Here is a 26,783-nt window from a genome sequence, read left to right on the forward strand (position 1 = left end):
TTTCAGTCCATCATTTCGATTTTTCAAGATGACGGCGAATGCGTTCGGCGACTTCGATCACATGGGGATCGAACATCATCGATCCGTGGGTGCCGCCAACCCATTCAAGGGTCAGGGCATTGCCTGCGACCCTTTGCCAGCCGCTATATTGATCGCCTTCGATGCTGGGTGCTGCGCGGGTTTCGGTCGTCGGACGTAGCAGCAGGACATTAATCCCGTCAATTTTCGGCGGGACGTAATGGACGGCGGCCAGTGCGTTATTCTGGAACACCGCAAGCAGGCGACGCATGGTGCCGCGATCTGCCTCGTCAGGCAGAAGGTCGCAATTCTTGCCGCGTTCGAGTAACAGGTCGATGCGTTCTTCGGGGGTTAACGGACGCAATTCGTCAACCGTGACCAGGCCCAGTTCGGCAAAGATATCGGCAAGATATTCGGCCTCGCCCTTGCGCAGTATGGCGCGGACCGCATCGGGCACGGCAATCGCATCAAGCAGGATGATATTGCGCACATCAATACCGGCCTGCTGCATGCGGAAGGCGGCCTCGAACGCCAGCAATCCGCCGAAGCTCCAGCCGATGACATGGATTGGCCCGTCGGGGACGGTCTCACGGATGGCGGGCATGTAGGCGGCGACCATTTCCTCGACCGTGGGCTGCAAATTCTGGCCTTCTTCAAGGCCCTGTGCCTCGACCATGTAAAGTGGCTGATCGGGGCCGAATTCACGGGCAAGGTTTTGATAGCACAGCACATTGCCGCCGACCGGATGGAAGCAGACCATTGGCGGTTTGGTGCCCGATGCATTGACGGTGACAATCGGGCTTTTGACATGCCTGGCGTTTTCGCGTTCGGAGATGCGGGCGGCGAGTTTTTCGACCGAGGCGCAGATGAACAGATCACCCAGCGGGATTTTGACGTTGGTGAGTTTGTTGATTTTTGACAGGAACTGAACCGCAAGGACGCTGTGGCCGCCGAGTTCAAAGAAATCGGCGGTGGCGTCATCGATGGTGCAATCAAGGACTTCGCCCATCAGGCGGGCGACGGTTTTTTCATGGTCGCTGCCAAGCGGCTTGGCAGTGACGCCCGTTACCTGATCGGTGTTTTCGGGGACTGGAAGGCGTGAAAGGTCGATCTTGCCATTTACGGTCAGCGGCAGGTCATCCATCGTGATCAGGTGGCTGGGCACCATATAGTTCGGCAGGGCCTGTTCAAGTTTTGCCCTGCATGCAGATATGTCGAAACAGGCATGGGCATCGTCATCGGTGACGACGTAAGCGACCAGAACAACATTGCCGTTCTGATGGCGGTCATGGGCGACCACGGCCGCGCGGCGGATATGGGGATGTGTCAGCAGGGCATGTTCGACTTCGCCCAGTTCGATGCGGTTGCCGCGGACTTTGATCTGACCGTCTTCGCGGCCCAGGAAAATGATTTCGCCATCACTGCGCCGCCGCCCCATATCACCAGTGCGATAGACACGGTTGCCGTTGGGGTCGGTCACAAATTTCTGCGCGGTCAGGATCGGATCGTTCAGATAACCACGTGCAACACCGGCCCCGCCAATGCGGATTTCACCCGGAACACCATCGGGCAACGGGCGGCCCATATCATCGCAGATTTCCAGATAAACACCCTGAATGGCGCGGCCAATCGGGGGTGGCAGGATTTGTTTGTGGTTGTGGGCGGTCATCACATACTGGGCCGATGAAACGCAGCATTCCGTCGGGCCATAGGCATTGACCAGTTTGCGGTCAGTCTGGCCGGGCAGGGCAAAGAAACGTTCGACCAGTCGGGTGGAAACAGCTTCGCCGCCCAGAACCACCATCCTTGCCGGGCAGGAAAGCCTGTTTTCCTCCCAGTAATCCAGCAGCAGGGAAAACAGGCTTGGCGTTGCGTCAAGCTGATCAATGGCGTTGGTGACCATCAGGTCATGCAGGGCTTCGGGGTCGCTTCGTGTGGCCGATCCGGTGATGTTCAGGCAATGCCCGTTCAGGATGGCTGCGAAAATCTGAACGATGGAGCCGTCAAAGGCAAAGGGCGCGATACAGGTCAGATTAAGGGCGCGGTCGGGATCATCAGCACCGATCTGTTTTAACTGCGTATCGAGTACCGACTGGGCGAGGTTCACAACCGATCCCTGTTCGATCATTACACCCTTGGGTGTGCCGGTGGTGCCGCTGGTGAACAGGACATAGGCAAGATCGTTTGCCGATGTCACGGTTGCAGGGCGCTGATCGTTCGCGGCATTGAGCGCAGCCAGATCGTGGCGGCGCTTCTTCGGTGCGACGGGGTGTTTTGCCGCATCCGATGTCAGGACGAAATCGAATGTGTAGGGCGCGGGATCAAACCCGTCGGCATCGATGACGGATCGGTTGGCGGCAAAGCCGCCCTGTTCGCGGGCCCAGTCTTCAAGAAAGCATTGCGGGACAAACAGGTCTTCGAGGAAATCAAGCCGGGTGTTGTAACCCTTGCCCACCGTCTCGCGGGCAAACCGGGCCAGATCGGCAAGGTAATCATCGCGGCGATCCGCATCCCAGACATTGCCAAGATAAATCGCCCCGCCCGGCGCGAGCAGGGTTTTTGCCTTTGTCAGGACCGTGCGCAGATAACCGTAACCGGGGAAGTTTTCGATGACGCTGTTCATGATGATCAGATCGAACGAACCCGGTTCGTAAACATCGATATCATGTGCGCCAAGCTGCCGACCGATGACATGCGTCATGCCAAGATTGATTGCCAGGGCCTCAGTCCGTTCGACGTTACGGCGCGACAGATCGGTCGCGACATAGGTGCCGACCACCGGGGCGACGTGTTTCATGGTGAAGCCGGACGCGCAGCCGATTTCAAGCACACGGGCATTGCGTGATACCAGACCGGCGACCTTGTTGCGGGCATTTGCGCCAAAGGCATCCATCGCACTTTGCGCAATCGGTTGCCCGGTAAATGCACTTTTCCAGCCGCCAGCCAGAATGTTATCGGCATCATCCCCTGCCAGATGATCCCACAGTTCGACCGACATCAGGGAACCGTGATTTTCCGTCAGGGTATCGATATCGTCACGGTCAAGACACAGAATGTTGGTGACGGTTTTGCAGCGCCACTGCAACTGGTGGAGATCACCGATATGGGTGGCTTCGGAAATGATAAGTGGCAGTGCGGCATTGCGAACCAGTGTGGTGCGCCGGATCAGCGGCACATTCGGATCAAGCGGCACAAAGGCAAGACCAGCCTTGAGAACGCCAAGGGTTGCCGCGATGTAATGGCGGTTGCGCCCGGTCATTACGCCGACAAGCGATCCGGTCGGCAGGGCGAGACCGGCAATGAAATGCGCGATACGATTGCTTTGACGATCAAGGTCAGCATAGCTGATTTCGCCGGTTTCATCGCGGGTTGCGATGCGATGCGGGTAAGACGCCGCAATTGACGCAAACCGGTCGATGATGCTGCCGGTTGTTGCCGATGGCGGAACATCGGGCGTGCCATTCATACCGGGCGTTGGCGTATCGAGGGTTTCAAAATCGAAATCGGCGATTTTCATTATGCGTCCTTTTGGGCGTGTTGTGCGGCGGCAGCGGCGAATTTGCCAAGGAAGGCCAACCAGCGCTGCATGGTTTCCGCATCAAACAGATCGGTGTCATATTCAAGCGTAAAGCGCGCCTGACCGGCTTCTTCGGTCAGGAACAGAATGATGTCATGTTTGGCCGTCGTGTTATCGACAAAGGCATCCATATTGGATGGCAGGATGCCCGCAGCATCGGGGGCAAGCAACGGCAGACCGGATTGAGCCCAGCCGTTTTGCGCCAATCCGCTTACGGCTTCGAAGCGCTGATATTCGAACACCACATTTACCAGTGGCTGACGGTTGGATTTGCGTTTTGGCGCGACGGCCCGGACCAGTTCATCAAACGGGAAATCCTGCCGGTCCAGCGCATTGGCAATATTGACATGGGTGGCACGGATCAGATCGACAAGATCGGTATCGTCGTCAAGCTGCATACGGATTGGCAGGACATTGACAAAGAAGCCGATCAGGCCTTCGGTTTCGATGCGTTCGCGCCCGGCAACGCCCATGCCGATCACCATATCGCGTTGGCGTGTCAGGCGATAGAGCATGGCGGAAAACAGCGACAGGCCCACCGATGACAGGGTTGTTTTGTTCTGGCTGGCAAGTTGGTGCAGGCCCGATAAAACATCATCAGGCAGGGCAAGATGCACATGTGCCCCGCGGAAAGATTGTTTTTCGGGCACGGGCCGATCGGTTGGCAGATTGACCTGATCCGGCGCGTTGGCAAGCTGTTGACGCCAGTAATCGGCGGCATCTGCCCAATCCTGCCCGGATTGCCAATGGGCGAAATCCTTGTACTTGATCGGAAGTGGTGGCAGGGCATCGTTCCGTTCATGAAGAACGGCATCATAAAGCGCGCCAAGTTCGTTGATCAGGATGCGCGAAGACCAGCCATCGCCGACGATATGATGGGTCATCAGGATCATCAGGCTTTCATTGGCGGCCACCCGGATCACACGCCCGCGGATCAATGGCGGCTGATCAAGGATGATCGGTGTTGCGGCCTCAAGCCGTGTCAGGCGCAGGGCTTTGCGGGCCGGATCGGCATGATCCGCAAGATCATCAAACGTGACGGCGGGCGGGGTGGTGGCGTGGATTTTCTGTGTGATCGTGCCGTCATGCTCGGCAAAGCCGGTACGCAATGTTTCATGACGGTCCACCAGCCGGGTCAGGGCCGATTGCAGGATATCGGCGCGCAAATCACCGGTGCAGCGGAAGACATAAAGCATGCCATAGGCGCCGCTATTGCCATCCATTTTTGAAAGAAGATAAAGCCGTTTTTGCGCGTGGCTGGCCGGGTAATATTCCATTGCCGGTGCGGCCGGGATTTGGCCATTGCCGGTGGCGTGGATATTGATGGTGGCATTGTCGATATGGCGGGCAAGCCCCATGACCGTGGGATCGGCAAAGAAGTCGGCCATACTGATGCGTTTGCCGGTGCGGTCGGCAATGCGGTTTACGATCCGGATCGCCATCAGGCTGTGACCGCCAAGCTGGGTGAAGCTGGCGTGTCGGTTACGGATCGGGGTTGCGAACACCTCGGTAAAGATATCGCAAACCAGTTCCTCGGCCGGGTTGGCGGGCGGGGTGTCGGTGCCGCCGTCAAGCGCCATCGCATTTGATTGCGTGCGCACCGTTTCGAGTAGCGCCTTGCGATCCACCTTGCCATTGGCGGTGATCGGAATGGTATCGACGATATGCCATTTTGTCGGGATCATGTAGCCGGGCAGATGTGTGCCAAGCCACGTCATCAGGGCAGGGATATCGATATCCTGATCCTGTGTCGCCTGAATACAGCCGATGATGGTACCGCCGTCAGGCGCGTTGGCATCAAACAGGGCAACGGCATTTTTGATGCCGGGTGCGGATTGAAGCTGCTGTTCGATTTCATCCAGTTCGATGCGGAAGCCACGCAATTTGATCTGATTGTCATGGCGGCCGCCAAATTCGATCCGGCCATCGCGGGTCCAGCGGGCAAGGTCGCCGGTGCGATAAAGCCGTTGGCCGGGCTGATCGGGATTGGGGATGAACCGTTCGCCGGTCAGGTCGGGACGTTGCCAGTATTCACGTGCCAGCCGCGCCCCGCCAATCATCAATTCGCCCCAGACTCCGACGGGCGCGCGTTGACCGTTCTGATCAAGGATCAGGGTTTTGGTATGGGCGATGGGTTTGCCAATGATGGTGGCATCGGTATCACCCGACAGATCATTTTCGGTGATCGGGCCGACAACGGCAAAGGTCGTGCTTTCGGTCGGACCATAGCCGTTTAGAACCGTGATGTGCGGGCAGGCGTTGATAAAGGTTCTGACATGCTGTTTGCTGATCGCATCCCCACCGACCATCAGGATATCAAGCCCGGCAAGGGTTTGGGGATCATGATCGACCTGACGGTTGAACAGGCCGACACTCATGAACATTTTCGTGACGCCAAATTGCGACAGGGCATCGCCGAGTTTGGCCGGATCAAGCAGATCATTACGGTCAATGACGGCGATTTCGGCACCACGCAGCAGGGTCGCCCAGATTTCAAAGGTCGAGGCATCAAATGCCAGCGGGCCCGCCTGTGCCACCACATCAGAGGCAACGATTTTGGCATAATCCGCCCCTGACGCCAGCCGACGCACGGCCCCCTGTTCGATCAGAACCCCCTTGGGCGTTCCGGTCGAGCCGGAGGTATACATGATATAGGCCGGAAGACTGTCCGGGTTGGTCAGTTCGGGCAGTTTGAAATCGGTTGGTGCCTGGGCGATACCCGCGATATTGATCCGTTGCGGGGATGGGTGGCTGCTTTCGGACAAGGCACCCAACGCACCCAGCGCGTCATGACCGGCATCATCGACCAGAACCAGTTTGGCACCGCTGTTTGCAAGGATGAATTGATTGCGTGCCGCCGGATAGGCCGGATCAAGCGGGACATATCCCGCACCGATGGCGGTAATCCCGAGAATGGCGGCAATGGCCGGACGACCGCGTTCAATATGCAGTGCAACCAGATCACCCGGTTCGATCCCTGCGGTTTGCAGGCAATGGGCAATGGCGCACGCATTGGCACGCAGTTCCCCAAAGGTCCATGTGCCGTTGGTATCGCGGATGGCAGGGGCATCGGGGGTGATGGATGCCTGTCTGGCGAATTTCGCAAATATCCCGGCATGCGCATCCGCATTAAGGCGGGTGTCGGGTTCTGATCCCTGTTCCCAGATTTTGATATTGGTTTTCTGATCATCTGGCAGAAGATCAAGGGAAGCAATCGGGGCCGTGCTTGCGGAGGTGTCCGTCGCAACCAGCTTTTGCAGGGTTTTCGTGAAGATGTGACCGAGTTCGATCATGCGGTCGCGATCGAACATATCGGCATAATAGTCAAACGAGATGACCATTCGTTCTGGCAGGTCGCGGACAAATATCGCCAGATCGTTTTTGCATTGCTGCCGTCCAAGACCGATGGGGCGCATCGATTTGGCCTGATCATCCGGCCCGTAATCGCCCTGCGCATAGTTCATGTAAGACAGGGATACTTCCGATAGCAGGGTACGTTCGGGCTCGGCCGGTGGCGAAAGTTCATCCAGCAGCAGATCTAGGAAATAGGCCCGATGGCGCAGGGCATCGATATGATGGTTTTGCACCTTGTGCAGAAGGGATGCGAAAGTTTCATCATTGGCAATCTGCATGCGGAGCGGCAGAAGCGAAACCATCATGCCCGGCACATTGCGGAAACCAGCACCATCACGCTGATTGACCGGGACACTGATGACCAGATCATCGGTGGCGGCGATCCTGCCAAGGACGGCAAACCATGTTGCCATCATGAGCGAGAACATGGTGACGCGTTGGTCGGATGCGAATTTGCGCGCCGATTTCAGCACCGCTAGATCAATATCAAACGCGACGATTTCACCGGTGAAACTGTGGATGGCCGGGCGCCTGCGATCAGACGGCAGATCCAGTTTCGGAAGCGGTCCCTGATAAAGGGAAAGCCAGTAATCACGTGCGGTTTCAAGCCGCTTCAGGCTTTCGGGTTGCTGGCTCCAGTACGCATAATCGCGAAGCTGATAGGGGAGCGGGGGCAAGGCCTGCCTGCGATAAATCGCCAGCAATTCCGAGAGCAGCATTTCAATGGTAAAGCCATCGCAAACCGTGTGATGGATATCAAAGAACAGTGCCTTTTGACCGTCGGCCGCACATAGCAGACGCCAGCGCGCGGGAATTTCCGTTGCCAGATCGAACGGCATGACAAGCTCTACACCGGCATCGTCAAGCGATACGGAAGCATCAAGTTCGATCAGCGTCAGATCGGGCAGGGCTTCGTTAAGTGGCAGAATTTTCATGACCCAGTCATCGCCATTGGCGATCAAGCGGGTGCGCAGGATTTCATGACGTTCGGTCAGGCGGGTGATGGCATCGCGCAGGCGATCAAGATCAACATTATCATCCAGCATGAAGGCATGCGGCAGGTTAAAGGCCGTGCCGAGATTGCCGCTTTGTTCGGCATGCAGAACCGAAACCTGTTCGGGGGCCAGCGGATAGAATTCCATTTCCGGTGCGCGGCGGGGGTCTGCTTCGACCTCGACCTCGGCCTCGGTTTTGGTCTGTGCCGGTTCTGGTGCCAGCGACAGGGAAACGGGCGATGGTGTCGCTGTTTCAACGGATGGCGATATCTTTGTGGCCAGTGCCGTGATCGTCGGGGTTTCAAACAGATCGGCAAGACCGATATTGCAGGCAAGTTCGGCATTCATGCGATCAACGATCTGCATGCCGGTGATGGAATCCCCACCCAAAGCATAGAAATCCTCGTCCGGGTCGATGGCGTCATAGCCAAGGATTTCGGCCCAGATTTTTGCGATCCTGTCTGTCGGGGTGTGTGTTGCCCCGGCTGCTTCATGAAGGTCTGGCGTTTGCGCAATTGACGGGGCAAATTGCGCGGACAGGTCGGACACCGTCGGTGCGGCAAAAAGGTCCGAAATTGCCAGTGACAGTTTCAGTTCGGCATTGATGCGGTCGACGATCTGCATGCCGGTGATGGAATCGCCGCCAAGGGCAAAGAAATCATCATCCGGGGCGACGGCATCATAGCCAAGCGTTTCGGCCCAGATGGCGGCGATCCTGTGCGGGATATCCGGCGCGAATGCCGGTGCAGATGCCGGTACAGATGGCTGTGTCTCTACGGATGGAGATACCGGTGCGGAAACGGGTTTTACCGGTTGTGCGGTTGTTTCACCGGCAAGGGCGGGATCAAGCACGACAAGCTGTGCCGCGGTGCTGCTGATGGCATCGCGCCAGAAGATCGGTGCCTGTTGCGGGGTGACGCTGGCCCCATCCTGAAGCGGTACATTATGACGCGCGGCCATGCCCTGCTCGGCAAGGGCGCACCAGTCGATGGTCAGGGCCGCGCGGCCCTGTGACCTGCGGTAACGGGCAAAACCGTCAAGGAAGGCGTTGGCAGCACTATAGGCGGCCTGACCGGGCACACCGACGATGGCCGTCAGGCTGCCGAACATGACAAAGGCCTGCACCGGGTCATTTACGGTCAGGGCGTCAAGATGACGGGCGCCATTGATCTTGGCGGCCATGATGCCCTCGAACGCGTCCATGTCGCGCACGGCCAGGAATCCGCCATCGGCAAGCCCGGCGGCATGGGCGATGGCCGCGATCGGGCCAAGGGTATTTCGGATCGTGGCAAGCGTATCGGACAGGGCGTTTTTATCGGCAACGTCGCATGCGTGGATTGATACCTTAATTCCCTTGGCGCCAAGGTCGGCAAGTTTTGACTGCGCAACCGCATCAAGGTCGGTTTCGCCCCGACGTGCCAGAAGGGCGAGCGCGACTTTGCCACCCATCGCCATTTCTTCGGCAAGGGCCATAGCAAAACCACCGGTGCCGCCGGTCACGACGCAGACGCCGTGATCGGGCCAGTTGGCCTTTGCCAGATTGCCCGCACCGGAAACCGGGCGGAGTTTGCGGCGATAACGCATCTGATTACGATAAACCGAAACCGGATCGCGGCCCGGTCCGGCTGCCAGTTCACCACCAATAAGCGTGATGAAATCAGTAGGTGCGATATCGGCAAAGCTCAAGACAAGTCGGGGTTCTTCGGTGCTTGCGGCGATGGCAACACCGGCCGCGGCACTTTGATCCGGATCGTTGGGGATGGTGTCGCTACCGATCTGATAGGCGCCACATCCGGTTACGACAAGCCGCATCCGTCCACGGATGCCACGCAGCACATTGCGCAGGCAGCGGGCGGTACGAAGGGCGATGTCTTCGCCTGGGTGCAAGGCCAGAATGACGTTTTGCACCGTTGCCAGCATATCCTTGCTGATGGCGTCGGGATGAGTGCGCTGGCAGGTAGCCGGCATTGGCCAGAAATCACCATCGGCAATCATGAGAGTGTTTTCAGGTATCGGTTGCGTTTCAACGCTTTCCGGCAGCCAGTCGATTTCAAGCAGTTCCGGCATGGCGGATACGGTGGATGATGCCGTGCCGCTGCCATGCCGCGAGAAGCGGATGCCGCGTATGGTCAGAAGCAGCTTCTGACTTTGGGCATCAAAGAAGGAGAAGTCGGCCTGTCCCGGTTTATGGCGTTCGGTACAGACAAGGATATTGTCGGTAAAGGGCGCATGAAGTGTGATTTCGTCAACGCCGACGGGAATGGAACCATTATCCTCTGCCGTCAGGATCATGCTGCATGCAATATCGGCCATGGCGGGATGAATGACCCAGTCACGCAGGTCGGCATGATATTGCGGTTTCAGTTTCAGATGCATCATCGCCATGGTTTCGTCCGCGCTGTATTGCATGGACACCCGGCAATCCCAACGGTCGCTGATCGTGATCGGCCCGATCTGAGCGGCGTAGGGGGCGATATTGGCCGTAAGGGTACATTTTGCGCGCGCATGGTCGAGCGACAGCAAATTATCGTGATGACTGCTTTCCGGTGCATCATTGGCCCAGCGCGCGGTGGCAAAGACCGACCATTTGCCGTTTTTCAGGCGGCCACCCAGTTCGACAAGACCATCATTTCCAAGCAAAAGCGTTGCCGTACCATCGGGCAGGGCATTGGGAAGAAGGGTTTTTTGCCATTTCAGGTCGGAAATCCGCACAGCCGGATCGCCCGTGCCATTGCGGATGGCGGTGGCGATCATGGCAGGAACAGCCATGCCGACCAGTGTTGGTTGTCCGTTCAGGTGATGTTCGTTCGTTGGCCAGAAGGATGGCGTGCCGACCGGAATGGCAAAGCAGCGACCTCTTTCGGTTTCGACCGGACCGGTCATGATGGCGATATCCGGTGCCCGGTTACGGTCAAAGACCGGCTTGCAGACGATTTTCGCAAAAGATGCATGGGGAAGGGAGACGCGGCGCGCACGAATGTCGTCGGGCCAGATCAGATTGGCTCCTTCGAGCCATTGGCGCGCATTGGCCGTGGCATCGGCGAGATTGCCCGAAACCGCAGAAACGGATGATGCACCCGTGGCGGGTTTGGGGGCCGCGCAATTTGCTATGTCACCGGCGATCAATCGCGCAAGGGCGTTCAGAAGGCTGTCGCGATCCGAAACCGCAACGGCGAAGCGATGCCTTAGCTGGTCGCGCCCGGTTGCCAGTGTGTGGCAGATGTCACGGACAGCGAGGCCGGGGTCATTGGCAATGTCGCGATGCAATTTGGTGGCATAGTCGAGTAATGCCGTCTCGTTGGCGGCAGACAGGGCAAGGATGAAGGCCCCGTTTTGCGCGGTTTCATCCTGTGCATTTGCCGCGTGTTTTGGGGCGGCTTCAAGGATCACATGGGCGTTGATGCCGCTTAGCCCGAAGGAACTGACACCGGCACGTCTTGGTGCGCCACGGTCCGCCAATGGTTCAAGGCGGTTGGTCGGGCGCACCGGGGCGTGGGTAAAATCAATCCGGCTGTTGGGCGTTTCAAAGAAGGGTTGTGGCGGGGCCTGATCAAAGCGCAATGCCATAATGGCGCGTGCAAGACCAAGCGCCCCTGCGGCACCATCAAGATGCCCATAATTGCCCTTGCCCGAGCCGATTAGCGCAAAGCCATGTTCATCCGTGCTTCCGGCGAAGGCACGGGTCAGGCCATCAATTTCAATCGGATCGCCAAGCGACGTGCCGGTGCCATGGGCTTCGATATACGATAGTGATCCCAGTTCGATGTCGGCCGTTCGGGCCGCCTGCCGGATGACATCGGCCTGCATGGCCGGGTTGGGGGCGGCCGCCCCGCTTGAGGCGCCGTCCTGATTGACGGCACTGCCGCGGATGATGGCATGGACGGGATCGCCATCGGCGATGGCGTTGCCAAGCGGTTTGAGGACAAAGACAACGCTGCCTTCGCCCATGCCGGTGCCATCCGCAGCATCGTCAAAGGCGCGGGTGCGTGCGGTGGAAGAATCAATCGTAAAGCCACCATCGGCATCGGGCGGGCAGGGGATCAGTTTTGCACCGCCGGCAAGGGCGATGGAGCATGTGCCGCTTCGCAAATTCTGGCAGGCCTGATGGACGGCGACCAAGGATGACGAGCAGGCGGTATCGATGATATTTGCCGGACCGTGCCAGTCTTTTAGGAAGGACAGGCGTGTGACCATGTTCGAGGGCACGTTAAGGGCAAAGACCTGTTCGGCCCTGTCACGTGCGACATGTTCCATGGCAACGCGCCATGCCGGGTTTGCCCCGCCACCGGCAAAAATGCCGACCTTTTTACCGCGCAGGGCCTGCCCGCCATAACCGGCATTTTCCATCGCCATCAGGGCGGTTTCGATAAACAGGCGTTGTTCCGGGTCAATCAGGGCGGCATCCGCGGGTGCCATGCGGAAACGGCCCGGATCAAAGTCAAAGATGCGGTCAAGATAGGCGGCTTCGCGGAAGTTTTTCGGAACAGGACGGCCGATGGCGGTCATCATGTCGCGGGTTTCATGATCGCGTTCGGGCGGAAGCGGACGCACGTGATCCGTGCCGCGGGCGACGTCCGACCAGAATGTTTCGATATCGTCCGACCCGGCAAGCTGAAGACCGATGCCGATCACCGCAATCGGTTCGTCGGTGGCAAGCTGGGCACCTTGTGCCGTTGCAAGATTATCGGTTGCGATATCAAGTCCGGCCAGAAGTTCGGCCTGACGTGCGATGGTGGCACTGGCGAACAGATCGGCGATGCTGACCTTTCCGGGCCAGCGGGTATTGATTTTTTCATGCAGGCGCAGGAGCAAAAGCGAATTGCCGCCGACATCAAAGAAACCGTCTTCTCGATCCGCCATCACACCGGGCAGGATTTCCTGCCACAGCCGTTGCAGAACGCGTTCCAGATTTGCCAGGTCATGGTTGTCGGTATCCGACTTTGCCGCGATAGCCGGTTTTGGTTTCCGGTTGGCGACTTTTGGCGACCCTGCCATCGGTGTCCCCGAAAGGGCCTTTCGGTCGACCTTGCCGCTGCTGGTGAGAGGCAGGTGATCAAGGGCAAAGAAACGTGCCGGGATCATATATTCGGGCAGGCGGGTGCGCAGATGATCGCGCAGGACACCAATGGTCAGTTCACCGTCACCCAGTACAAAGGCATGCAATTCATCAAGGTCGCCAACCCGCACCGCCTTGACCAGGGCGCGTTCAACCAGATCGTGGCTTTCAATCGTGGTTTCGACTTCGCCGCATTCGATGCGGAAGCCGCGAATTTTGACCTGATGATCGATCCGGCCAAGATATTCGACCGCCCCGTCGGCAAGGAAGCGGCCCAGATCACCAGTGCGATACAGTTTATGGCCCGGATTGCGGGGATCATCGGGGAACTTTTCGGCACTCAGTTCCGGGCGGTTGCGATAGCCGCGTGCAATTTGCGGGCCGCCAAGCACGATTTCACCGGTGACGCCAATCGGCATGTCGCCCAGTTTGTCATCAAGGATGCGAATGGTGGTGTTGGCAATCGGTTTGCCGATGGGAACGATATCGGGATTATCAAGCGGCGAGCAGGCATGCCAGGTGACATCCACCGTCGCCTCGGTCGGGCCGTAAAGGTTATGCAGTTCGGTCCCGAAGCGATCAAACAGCAGATCGTTGAAGCGTTTTACCAGTGCCGGGTCAAGTGCCTCGCCACTGGCGAAAACGCGTTTGAGGCTGCCAAGGTTTTCGATATCGACTAGCCCGTGTTCGACCGAGAACAGGAAACTTGCCAGCATCGAAGGCACGAAATGCATGGTGGTGACGCCATGATCGCGAATGGTCTGGGCAAGTTGTTGCGGATCGCGTTCAACACCCGGATCGGGCAGGACAACGCGCGCCCCGGTCCATGACCACCAGAACAGTTCCCAGACCGACACATCGAATGTGATCGGGGTTTTCTGCAAAATGACGTCATCAGGGCCAATCGGGAAGGCGTCCTGCATCCAGAGGATACGGTTCAGAACACCGCGATGGGCGATTTCGACACCTTTCGGACGACCGGTCGAGCCGGATGTGAACAGCACATAGGCAAGGTCATCGGGTGCGTTGATCGCATCAGGGATATCGGCATCTTCGGTGCCATCGATGATCAGGACGTTGTCGACGTCAAACAGATGGGCGAGATCGCCGGTGGTGATGACACGCGGATATCCAAGATCATCAAGCATATCCTTGCGGCGCTGTTCGGGGTGATCCGGGTCAAGGGGGCTATATGCCGCACCACATAGAAGTATCCCGTGAATGGCGGCCAGCATATCGACCGACCGTCGCACGGCAACACCGATCACATCACCCTGACCAATTGATGCCGCGCGCAGTTTCGCGGCAATCCCGGCCGCACGACGGGTGAATTGTTCGTAGCTTAGGGTTTCAGATGTTCCGATAACCGCAGGTGCGGTTGGCGTGGCGCGGACCTGATCAAGGAACGGTTCGGAAATGCTGCGTTCAATCGCAAGGTCAAGATCGGTGGCATTGAATTGATCGATCCGGGCGCGTTCGTTCGCCGGCAGGATCGGCAATTCGGCGATTTTGATTGTCGATGGTTTGGGCAGGGCGGCGCAGGCAAGGATTTCAAGGCGGTTGAAAATTGCCTGAATGGTGGATTTGTCAAACAGGTCGGTATCAAATTCGATCTGGCATAGAAGGGCGTCGTTTCGTTTGCTGAAATAGAACGCAAGATCGAATTTCGAGAACGGGAATTCGGTTTTCAGAAGCGAGAGTTCTGCATAGCCAAGCTTGCCGAGGTCGGGGATGCTGTCCTGCCAGGCGACCAGGACATCAAACAGCGGATTGCGGGCAGGGTCGCGTGGTGCATTGGCCGCGGCCACAACATCCTCGAACGGGGCGGCCTGATCGGACAGGGCATCAATGATGGTTTTGCCGGTTTGGGCCAGATGGTCGTCAAATCCGGCATCGGGATCGACATTCTGACGCAGAACGACGGTGTTCACAAAGAAGCCAACCACGTCATCAAGGGCGGTCTGCTCTCGGCCCGCCACCAGCATGCCAAGCGGGATATCTGTCTGCCCGCATTGCCGGTACATCAGGATTTGCACCAAGGCGGTCAGAATGGAAAAGGCGGTTGTGCCGTGCCGGTCTGCTGCAGCATTGATCAGACGCGCGGTTTCCTCGCCAAAGGCCGTTTCATGGAAATCACCGGCGAAACGACGGATTTTTGGCCGGCGCCGATCCGTTGGCAGGGCCAGCGGTTCGGGCAGGGGCAACAGCCGTTCTTTCCAGCGGGCCATCAAATCCTTGCCATCGGCTGAGCTTAAATAGCCATGCTGCCAGCTTGCAAAATCCTCGTAATGCCGGTCAAGCAATGGCAGCGACGGGGTGGCTGTTCCGGTTTCTGCGGCATAAAGGGCGGCAAGATCGCGCAGCAATGTCGGCATCGACCAGCCATCGCAAATCGCATGATGCAGGGAAACCAGCATCCAGTGACGGTTGGGGGCGAGCGTGATCAGATCGGCCCTTGCCAATGGTTTGTTTTCAAGGTCGAAGGGACGGACGGTTTCGCGCGCGATGAACAGGCGGGCGGGGCCTTCGTCCATTTGGTGGCGCCCAAGCATCCATGAACCGGCAGGTGCCAGATACTGGCTGACGCCATCGGGGTGATGCGGATCGGATTTGAAACGCAGACGCAGCGCATGTTGCCGTTCTTCCAATTTGTGCAGTGCGACCTGCAGGGCATCGGCATCAATCGGCCCATTGATTTCAAACGCGGCTGGGACGGAATAAACCGCCATGTCGGGCTGCATGCGTTGGAGGACCCAAAGACGGGCCTGTCCGCTTGAAAGCGGGAATTTCGGACCGTCTGCCTTGGGGATCAGGAATTGCCTGCCATCCTGTTTATGGTCGGCAAGCAGGGTTGCGATCCCGCCGACTGTGCGTGCGACAAAGATATCCTGAAGTTTCGGGCGGATGCCGGTGGATTTTTCGAGCAACCCGGCAAGGCGCATGGCGACAAGGCTGTGTCCGCCCAATGCAAAGAAATCCGACGACGTGGTGATGTCGCGGTTGCCAAACAGGGATTTGAAATGGTTGGCGACGATCTGTTCGAGTTCGCTGCTGCTGTTGGCGTTGCCGGTTTGGGGGGCAAGTGGTGCCGTATCTTTCAGAGCACCAAGAAGCTGTTTGCGATCTACCTTGCCATTCACATTGACCGGCAGATGATCCAGCACGACAAACCGTTCGGGGATCATGTAATCGGGCAGATTGCGGCCAAGGATTTGCATCCAGGTACTGCTGCTATCCTGATCGGCGGCGATGGCGGCACCAAGGAAGGCATCGGCACCACTGCCGACCGGCATCACGCAGGCATTGCGAATGCCGTCAATCTGGCTCAGTCGTTTTTCAATGGCGGCAGTTTCAATCCGGTGCCCGCGAATTTTGACCTGCCCGTCACGACGGCCACCAAATTCAATCACGTCATCCGCCCGCCAGCGCGCGCGGTCGCCGGTTTTGTAAAGGCGGGTTTCGGGTAAATGATCGAACGTGACGAATGCCTTGGCGGTGCGTTCGGGCGCGCCGGAATATCCGAGAGCCAGCCCGTCGCCCGCAGCATAAAGTTCACCCCAGACCCCGGTCGGAACGGGTTGCCCGCCGGCATCAAGAATATAGGTACGCGTATTGCCAATCGGCCGACCAATCGGAATGTTTGCCGATTTCACATCCTGCGGCGTGATCGGGTGGATACAGGTAAAGGTGGTATTTTCCGTCGGGCCATAGCCGTTGATCAGGGCAAGGCCCGGGCAGGCGGTCATGACTTTTTGCAGGTGGGTGGGGCTTAGTGCCTCGCCCCCGGAAAGCAGTCTTTTGAGCGGGGCAAAGCAACCCGGGGCATCATCGGCGATACGGTTAAACAGGCTTGCGGTCAGCCACATGGTGGTAACACAGCCATCTTCAAGGGCATTGCGAAGGGCTGCCGGATCAAACAGGGTTTCGTTATCAATCAGAACCAGTTTGCCGCCATTCAGAAGCGGTGCCCAGATTTCAAGGGTTGCGGCATCAAAACCAAGCGATGCGGCCTGTGCCATGACATCGGTGTCATCAAACGCAAGCGCCCGATTGTTTACAACCAGACGGGCGACAGCCCGGTTGGGGATCAGCACCCCCTTGGGCGCACCGGTCGAGCCCGATGTGAACATGACATAGGCCAGATCATCGCCCGCACGTTTGGCAAAGGATGCATTTGATGTTGCGTTGGCGTCGGGAAGATGTGCGATGCGAAAGCGACCAGAAATGCCCGACAGGCGATCAAATTCGGTGTTGTCGCACAAAAGAACGTTGGCCCCGCATTCTTCCATCAGGGTCGCAATGGCATCGGCAGGCAGCGATTTATCAATCGGCAGATAGGCCGCACCGTGCCAGGCAATGCCAAGAAGGGTGATAATCGCATCAAGCGAACGATCTGCAGCAAGGGCTACAACTGAGCCGGGTGCAACATCAAGGGTATCAAGCCCTGTGGAAATGGCAGCGACCCGTTGCCCCAAAGCACTATAGGTGATTTTCTGATCGCGATCCTGCAGGGCGATCTTGCCCGCATTGGCCGGGTTTGTGATCTGCCGGGCGAACAATTCGCCAAGGCCGCAGTCACGCGGGTAATCCGATGCGGTATCGTTGAGCGAGATGGATAGTTGATCGCGTTCGTCTTCTGGAAGAATATCCACAAGACCAAGCGGCATTTCCGGGTTTTGGGCAAGCGCACGCGCAAAGGTCAGGAAACGTTTTGCAAAACGTTCGATCCATGCTTCGCCATAGATGTTGCTTTGATACTCGACGGCCAAAGATGTTTCCGCGCCGTTTTTCGTCATGCCGACCATCAGGGGGAATTTGCCCGCCCCGAAGTCGAGATCTTCGATCACGAAGGGGCTGTCGCTGATTTCCATTACGTGGACGGCATCGAACGGCTGGCCGGTCGGGCCCTGTGCCGCCTTTGTCAGATCGTGAACCAGACGTGACAGGGGATAATCCTGCACATCGAGTATGGACAGGACCTCGTGCCCGACCTGTCTGGTCAGGGCATCAAGGTTATCTGCCATATCCGGTTTGATCGCGACGGGCAGGACATTCACAAAGCAGCCCATCGACTGCATGGTTTCCTTGTCCCTGCGACCGGCAAAGGGCAGCCCGATTATGGCTGTGCCGTTTTCCTTGTGCCGGGCGATCACGGCGATGGTGAGCGACGCCCAGAGTGTGGTCTGGGTCGTTTTGCGGGTATGGCTGGCAAGCTTTGCGAAAGCGTCGGCGTCAGCGCCTGTCAGTTCGATCAAAAGCCGTTTGCCACCACCGTTCCGATCCGCTGACGCGTCATCAGGCAGTCCGACGGATAGCAGTTTATCGGTTCGTGCCGACCAGAAGTTCCGTGCGATTTCGCCGCGTTCCCGATCCAGATTGCGATGCGCATTGCGCACAAGTTCTTCGATATCGGGGATGTTTCCGGGGGTGTCTCCGGCAAGAATGCCACGAAGCTCTTTTTGCAGCAACATGACCGACTGGCCATCAAAGCACAGATGATCAATTGCAATGATCAGTTGCGGGGCTTGTCCGTCGTCCTGTTCGATATAGCCAAACCGGGCCAGAGGACCGGTTGCGAGATCAAAAAGGCCATGACCGATTTCACGGGTGGTTTCGATTTTGCGCACCGTTACCGGCATGTGGGCATGCACACGCTGGATCAGTTGGCCGTCCTGTTCAACAAAGGTGGACCGGAGGGCATCATGGCGTTTGACAATAGCGTCAATCGCATCACGGACGGCGCTGAAACCGGTTCCTTCCGGGAGGGGGAAGCCGGTAACAATGTGGTAATTGGCGTTTATCGGCTGATCGCGCCTTGCAATCCATTGGCCTTCGATGGCGGGATGGGCCGGGAAGGATTTGAGGATCGGCCCGGCATTGGAACCCTTATTTTCCGGTTCGACTGGTGCACGCAGCAGGCCGATGATTTCAGCCTTCAGGTCACGGGTTTCGGATTTCAGGTCATCGTCAAACGCACCAGTCGGTGCATCAAAACAAAGATCGCGCCCGTTGGCATGCAGGCTTAGCACAATGTCGCGCTGACGGAGTTTATCAAGCAGGTCGCGTGCGGTTTGTGTGCGGTGTAACAACTGATCGGTATTCATTACAGCACTCCCTGTTCGCGTGTCGAAAGGGGGGCTGCTGGCGCAGGCGGAATATTGATCGGCGCGCTGTTTTTATCAAAGGATGCAATCAGGTTGGCAACACCCGAAGCCGTGCGGCCTTCAAACATTACGGCAGCGGGAATTTCGGCATTCAGGACTTCGGAAAGGCGTGTTGCGATCCGGACGGCAAATAATGAGTCACCGCCAAGTTCAAAGAAATCGTCGTCCGGGCCGATTGCCGGATCGCCAAACATATCGCGCCAGATCGCCAAGATGGTGAATTGCGCCTGTGTGTCGGATTGGATAGCCGGCGCATTCTGTGCGATGGGCATTGTGGCCTCCGCCGGGGCGGTGGGAACGGCGAAAGGTTTCGGATCGGCGGTTGTGGTGATTGCCTTGTCCGGCCAGAACCGGCGTCGGTCAAAGGCATAGGTTGGCAACGGAATGCGGCGGGCATCTTTGGTTTGGTTCACCCGGTCCCAATAGGGAGCAGTTCCCATGACCCAAAGCCGGGCAATCGTCGCGGCCAGTGCATTTGATCCGGTGATCGTGGCATTTGCATTTCGGGCAGTGTCGGGACCTGGGGCCGGTTGCAGGGCAATGCTGTTGCCGGTCAGCGTGCCGTTGACGATGGCAAGGCGACTTGCCGTGTTGCCAAAGCCACATTCAACCATGATCGTTTCGGGCATTCCGGCCAAAAGTCCCTTGATGTTATCGGCAAAGCGCACCGCATTGCGCAGATGTTGAACCCAGTAATCGGGATTGGTCGCGTCTTCGGGTGTCAGCCAATTACCTGTCAGGTTCGACTGGATCGGAACGGTTGGTGCGTTCAGCCTGATTTTGGCGACCACATTGCGGAATTCGTCCAGAACCGGTTCCATCATGCGGGAATGGAAGGCATGCGAAACCACAAGTCGACGGCCGGATTTACCCTGTGATTTGATGTGTTGTTCAAGTGCGTCGATACAGTCGTTGCTGCCAGCCACCACACATTGACGCGGGCCGTTGATTGCCGCCATCGACAGATCGGGGCCAAAGGCCGACAACAGATCACCGACTTCGGCCTCGGTCATGGACAGGGCAAACATTGATCCCGGTTCGGTTTGTCCCATCAGACGACCGCGCGTGACCACAAGGCGAAGCGCATCGTCAAAGGACACGACCCCGCCAATGCAGGCTGCGACATATTCACCAATGCTGTGCCCGGCCAGCGCGTCGGGTGAAATGCCGTTTTCGATCAGCCAGCTTGCCAGTGCATATTCATAAATGAACAGGGCGGGTTGGGCGATTTCGGTGCGTGCCATGCGGCTTGATGTTGCCGCGCTTTCATCGGGAACGGTCAGCAATTCAAAAAGATCATCGGGGCCGCCGATCTTTGCCACCTGCTGGCAGGCATTGCGGATCATCGCCGCCAAAGTTTGATCCGCTTCATAAAGGTCGGCGGCCATGCCCGGTCGTTGTGATCCCTGGCCGGGGAACAGGAAGGTGATGGACGGGGTGTTGCGTTGGGCGACGGCCTGATGACGGGCGGGCGATTTCGGATTGGTCAGGGCGGAAATCGTTGTGTTGATGTTTGTGGCAACGATCGCGGTCCGAAACCGGTAGGCGTGCCGCCGTGACAGGCTGTTTGCAACATCGGATATCGATATGCCTGACCCGTTTCGCTCAAGCCAGCTTGCAGTATTGGTTAGCAGTTTCTGCAAGGCGGCTTCGCTTGCCGCTGAGAAGGGTAGGATATGGGGAATATCGTTTTGTGGCATGGGTGATGCCGGTTTATCGGCATGTGGGGCTTCCTCGATGATGATATGTGCATTGGTGCCGCCAACCCCGAAGCTGCTGATTCCACCGCGCAGCGGTTCATCGTCGCCACTTGATAATGGTTGAACAATACTGTTTACCCGAAATGGTCCCTGATCCAGGTCAAGATTTTCATTTGGCTGATTAAAATGGCAGGTCGGCGGGAATGCCCGGTGACGGATTGCCAGTATGGCCTTTATCAGACCGGCAATTCCGGCGGCACTGTCCAGATGGCCGATATTGCCCTTGACCGAGCCAAGCCAGATCGGGTGTGTTGGGGATGTCCCGGTTTTTGCATATGCCTTGTTGAGTGCGGCGATTTCTATCGGATCGCCAAGGGCGGTTGCGGTCCCGTGGCCTTCGACAAAGCGGATGGTGACGGGATCGATTTGGGCATCGTCAAGGGCGGTTTGAATGGCCTTTGCCTGTCCATCGACAGAAGGCGCGGTAAAGGCAGCCTTCGCCGAACCGTCATTGTTCATGCCGACGCCCTTGATCACCGCATGGATGGTGTCCCTGTCGGCGATGGCATCATCAAGACGTTTCAGAAGGACAATGGCCGCACCGCTGCCGCCGACAACGCCGTCTGCCTTGCTGTCGAACGGGCGGCAGACACCGCTTCGCGATCCGATGCCGCCCTGCGTGAAGTAATATCCCCCGGCCGGGCTAAGCCCAAGGGCCGCACCACCGGCAAGAGCGACACGGCACTGGCCGGATCGCAATGCTTCGACGGCAAGCGCAATATTGACAAGGCCGGTCGAACAGGCGGTCGAGGACGCGACGGCTGGGCCGGTCAGGTTCAGCTTGTAGGCAAGCCGTGTTGCAGCAAAATCCTTGTCATTGCCGAGTGTCATGCCATAGCGGATCGCATCGGGGCGGTCGCGCAGGCGATCACGCAGGCTATCGACCAGATAGGTAGGGAAACCAACCCCGACATAAGCCCCAACCGGGCCGTCACGCGCCGGATCACATGCCCCGTCTTCAAGGGCACCAAGGGCAACTTCAAGCAGCAGGCGTTGCTGCGGGTCTGTTTCGATGGTTTCGCCCGCAGTCATGGCAAAGGGCGCGGGATCGAACATATCGATATCGTCAAGAATCCCGTGGCGCGCGACAAAATCGGCATCTTCCAGTGCTGATGGATCACCACCCAGCGTGCGCAGGCGGGAAATATCAACGTCCTTTATCTGATCAACGCCGTTTTCAAGCATCGACCAGAAGGTGTCGCGATCATCTGCACCGGGCAGGCGCATTGCCATGCCGATAATTGCAATGTCATGATTTTCAGACACATTGCGTTGGGCCTCTACCGGTTTGGCCTTTGCGATTTCGGGAACTGTCTGCTTATCGGCACACAGGTGAAGGGCAAAGGAATTGATCGTCGGGTGCTGGAATATTTCCACAGACGCAATGTTGCGCCCGGCGAGTTTTGACAGGGCAAACTGTGCGCGCGGTACCAGCAATGAATGGGCGCCAGCTTCAAACAGGTTGGTATCGAATTCAATTTCGTCGGTTTCGATCAGATCCATCCAGATTTTGGCAATTTTTTCGGCCATTTGATGGATGCGCACCTGATCTGGTTTGCGGGATGCGAGGGGCGGCGTTTCTTGTGCAACAGGCTGTTTGCCGCCCGGGGCCTGAGCAAATTGGGCAAGTGCCTTGCGATCGATTTTGCCAGACGGCAGCAAAGGAAGCGTTTCCACCCACTCAAGGCGGGTTGGAACGGCCGCATCGGACAGATGGCGCGCCAGTTCGCTGCGCACGGTTGCGATATCAGGCCGTTTCGAATGGCTTCCGTCGGGCAAAAGATAGCCAATCAGTTCGCCGCCATGATTGTTTTTGACGTACAAGACTGCACCCTGCCCGACGCCGGGTGCGCGCGAAAGCTGGTACTCGATTTCTCCGATTTCGATACGCTGCCCGCGGATTTTGACCTGTTCGTCGGTACGCCCGTGATAATAAAGCAGCCCGTCTTCGCCCCAGGAAGCCAGATCGCCACTGCAATAGAAGGTTTCATCCGTTTCGCTGGTCGGGTCTTTGACAAATTTTTCGGCGGTCACAGCAGGCATATTGATATAGCCGCGATTAAGTCCTGTACCGCCGAGATAGATCTCGCCCGGGACGCCAAGTGGTACCCGTTTTCCGTCCTCATCAAGTATCCGGACAAACGCACCCTTGTCGACGTGGCCAAGCGGGATGTTTTTGGTTTTGATGTCCCTTGGGACCAGATGGGCGGTGGCATGGATTGTGGCTTCGGTTGGGCCATAGCAGTTCCAGATATCGGCAGACTCGACAACGGAATGAAGCCGCTCGGAAAGTGTTGGTTGCAGGACTTCGCCGCCAATGATCATTCGGCGCAATTTGAAGTTGCCATCGGCCGGAATGGCATCAATCACACTTTCATAAAATGACGGCACTGACATAAGGTGGGTGACATGGTGTCGCGCTACACCGTTCCAGAATTTATGCCCGTCGCTGAGTATCGCATGGGTCATCAGCCACATACGATGGCCGCAGATCAATCCGACACAGAATTGATGCATCCACGGATCAAATCCGAGCGATGGGAAAAGTCCCATAGTTTCAGGATTGCCGTTTTCATGTGATCCGATGCCGAATTGGGCAATGGCGACGTCGATCTTGTCGGCAAGGGATTGGTGATGAACGGGAACCGGTTTTGGTTGCCCGGTTGAACCCGACGTATGGAAGACAAAGGCGATATCGTCACTGCAAATATCGGCATGGACATCTTCCAAGACGGTTCTGCCGTCAATGCCCGGCACGGCATTGATATCCTTCACCGTGATGGTGGTGTTGCCGATCTCGCGCCATGCGTCGGTGCTGTCACTTAAAACCAGTCGGCAATCAAGATGACGTGTCATCGACGCATTACGTGCGATGGGCTGCAACGGGTCGAGCTGCACACAGACTGCCCCGCATTTCAGGATGCCGATCACAGTGGCAATTTGCTGCGCGCTCGGCGAGATATTCATGCCGACAAAGTCACCTGCTGCAATGCCGCTTTGGTGCAGGTGATGCGCAACGGCATTGGCCATGTGGCCCAGCGTTGCAAAGGTGACTTCGTGGCCATCATCGGTGATCAGCGCGATATCGCCGGGGCGTGATGATATGGCGTGCTGAATTCGGTCAGGAATGAGGCGTTCGGGAACCGGTCTTGTGAATGCCGGGCCGGTTTCAAGTTTGCGGATAATGGCAAGCTCGTCCAATGGCGGTGCGGCAATCGCCGCAATTTCCTGTTCCGGATCGTCCAGTGCACGGGACAGGAAATGACGGAAACGGTCGGCGATGCGGGTAACGGATTTAACATCATGGCAAGCGGTATCATATTGCCAGATGATTTCGGCTTCCTGCCTGTCCGGGCTTAGGGCCTGCATCATATAGATCAGGCCTAGGTCGGTGACCGGCCCGTTATAGATATTGACCCGGCGTGTATCGAGTCCGGCAAAAGATAAGGGTTCTGCCCCGTCCAGGCTGTTGAAAAAGGCACCGCCGCCCGAGAGGCCCCTGGCACCCAGCCGTGCCGCGCGCATACGCGGCGCGCCAAGGCGCATATGCCGGACATCGCGACGCGCCCGGGCAAAGATATCACGGGCCAGATCGGAAAATCGCGCATGTTTGCCCAAATCGGCATCGAAGGGCACGATATAGGAAAATGCCCCCGGCGTCTGGCGTTCGGCCCGTCCCAACCGGTTGAGAAGCGGCATGGTGACGGTCGGATGTTTGATATGGGTGATCTGACCAAGCAGGATGAAATAGGCGGCCATGACAATGGCGGTCGGCGATGTGCCGCAGGCTTTGGCTGTCTGGGTCAGTCTGGCGAGTTCCTGACCATCCAGGGTTTGTTCAAGCCGGGCCTGAACCAGTTCTCCCGACGGTTTGTCGGATGAAAACCGCGTGATCGCGTGATCGTTTTGCAGGCGTTCCTGCCAATAGGCAAGATCGCGTTGGAAGGCCGGTGTTTCGGGATAGGTCGTATCGGCGGTGATAAAATCGAGATAAGACCCGAATGTGCTTTCGGGCACGGGGGTAGCGGTTTTAAGCGCGCTGTATATTTCTGCTGCGCGCATTGCCATCAGATGGCCTGCATATCCGTCGCAGACCAGATGATGATAAACCCGGACCCACCAGAAACGCCCTTTGCCCAGTTGCAACAGGCGGTGGCGGCAATGGTGTCCGTTTTCCGGATCAAGCGGACGGCGGCGGATTTCTTCGACTTCGTGATGGGCGATCAGAACCGGATCGTCGGCAAAACTTAAATCGATGACGCTGAAATCGGTTTCGCGACAGGTATCGGCGAGGAACTGGAAGGGATTGCCGCCTTCGGATCCAAAGCGCAGACGAAGGGCGTCATTTTCCTGATCGGTTTGGACGATGGCCTTGTGAAGGGCAGCAATATCAAGATCGCCGTCAAAGCGAATGACGCTGCAAATATTGTAATTTGCGCAATCATCCCCTTTGGCCCAGTCAAGCCATATGCTTGCCTGCGGCGTTGTAAGTGGTGCTCCCTGCCGTTCTGTCCCCGGCGCAAACGTGTTTGTGCGCTTCTGCAACGTCTGACCTTTCAAACGTTGATTGCGCCATGCAGCAAGCGGTTTTTGAAATCCTGTTCAACAGGCTTTTTGTGTGCCCCCGACCACATGGCTCATCCCCAACCATATCCGAAAGAATATGCCCGGGAACGCCCTTCAAATGCAAGTGATCGTAGTGAAAAATCGCAAGTTAAGTCCGTGAAAATACAATTAAAGGTACGCTGTTTAGATGCCTGAACAGCTTGATGTTTCTTGTCTTTCTGTTGATTTTGCTTCGGAGTTTTTCTGTTCGTATAGTGTGGCAATATGATCCGGATTTTAACCGTGATACGGTGTTTGCGTGCAGATACAGCAATCAGATTCGTGAAATTTTAGATCACTGTGCAATGAATAGATCACGCGCGGTACGTACGACCCGGCTGATATGATCGGCGACGGCGGCGACCCCGCGGGTGTCCTTGGTATCGGGATGCAGCAGCATCCAGTAATTTCGGGTAAAGCGGATATCGGGCAGCAGGCGGATCAGGTCGGGTACATCATGGGTGGCGTAATCATGCAGGATGCCAATGCCGTGCCCGTTGCGCACCGCTTCCATCTGGGCGACCACACTGCCGCATTCGAAACGCCGTTTCATCAGTTTGCCCAGACGTGCCGCGTAATCAAGGGCGCGGCTGTAAATCAGGTCTTCGATATGGGTGACAAACAGCCGGTCGGTCAGATCGCGTTCGGACCGGATCGCGCCATAGTTTTTGATGTAGCTTTGGGATGCATAGACGCTCAGCGTGTAGTCGGTCAGTTTTTTGATCACCAGCCGCCCCTGTTTGGGGCGATCAAGGGTGATGGCGATGTCGGCTTCGCGTTGGGACAGGGAAAAGGTACGCGGCAGCGGCACCAGCTGGATCACCAGATCGGGATGCCCCGCGGCAAAGCCCGCCAGTTCACGTGCAAGGAAGTAATTGCCAAGTCCATCGGGCACGCCAACGCGAACGGTTCCGGCGATGCCTTCTGCCCGGTTGGGGAAGGCGGTGCCGACTTTAAGGAAGGCTGATTCAGCGGCCTCGGCTGCACCCATCAGGGCTTTGCCGGCCTCGGTCAGTTCCGATCCGGTCGTGCGTCGTTCGACAAGTTTGGTGCCGAGTTCCTGTTCAAGCGCGGTCAGTTGCCGACCAACCGTGGCGTGGTTCAGGCCAAGCTGACGGGCGGCCGAAAGGATCTGGCCCTGTCGTGCGACGGCCAGAAAGATGCGAATGCGGTCCCAATCCATGATCTATTGACTTTAAAAATTGCACATCGAATTTGCAATAATGGTAATTGATGTGCATCCATATGCATATC

General features: G+C 57.5%; 4 protein-coding genes. All 4 read right to left on the reverse strand.

Annotated elements, in window-relative coordinates; genetic code table 11:
* Positions 1–10: 10 nt before the first annotated feature.
* Positions 11–3,535: an alpha/beta fold hydrolase gene (locus tag AUP42_RS21020; RefSeq protein WP_062953556.1), complete on the reverse strand. Its 3,525-nt coding sequence runs from the start codon at positions 3,533–3,535 to the stop codon at positions 11–13.
* Positions 3,535–19,104 (reverse strand): non-ribosomal peptide synthetase, encoded by a 15,570-nt coding sequence (locus AUP42_RS21025; RefSeq protein WP_062953557.1) that lies wholly within the window; start codon positions 19,102–19,104, stop codon positions 3,535–3,537. The genes AUP42_RS21020 and AUP42_RS21025 overlap by 1 nt, the downstream gene beginning before the upstream one ends.
* Entirely contained in the window at positions 19,104–25,469 is a 6,366-nt protein-coding gene (locus AUP42_RS21030) for a non-ribosomal peptide synthetase/type I polyketide synthase (RefSeq protein WP_197468329.1), read from the reverse strand. The genes AUP42_RS21025 and AUP42_RS21030 overlap by 1 nt, the downstream gene beginning before the upstream one ends.
* A 355-nt stretch (positions 25,470–25,824) precedes the next feature.
* Positions 25,825–26,712, reverse strand: a complete 888-nt coding sequence (locus AUP42_RS21035; RefSeq protein WP_062953559.1) for a LysR family transcriptional regulator — start codon at positions 26,710–26,712, stop codon at positions 25,825–25,827.
* Positions 26,713–26,783: the final 71 nt, after the last annotated feature.

It is taken from the genome of Thalassospira lucentensis, from assembly GCF_001613805.1.
Classification (GTDB): domain Bacteria; phylum Pseudomonadota; class Alphaproteobacteria; order Rhodospirillales; family Thalassospiraceae; genus Thalassospira; species Thalassospira lucentensis_A.

What these genes read in the sequence shown, in the direction of transcription:
- AUP42_RS21020 (WP_062953556.1), bottom strand. Translation starts at nt 3,535, where the DNA reads ATGAAAATCGCCGATTTCGATTTTGAAACCCTCGATACGCCAACGCCC.
- AUP42_RS21025 (WP_062953557.1), bottom strand. Translation starts at nt 19,104, where the DNA reads ATGAATACCGATCAGTTGTTACACCGCACACAAACCGCACGCGACCTG.
- AUP42_RS21035 (WP_062953559.1), bottom strand. Translation starts at nt 26,712, where the DNA reads ATGGATTGGGACCGCATTCGCATCTTTCTGGCCGTCGCACGACAGGGC.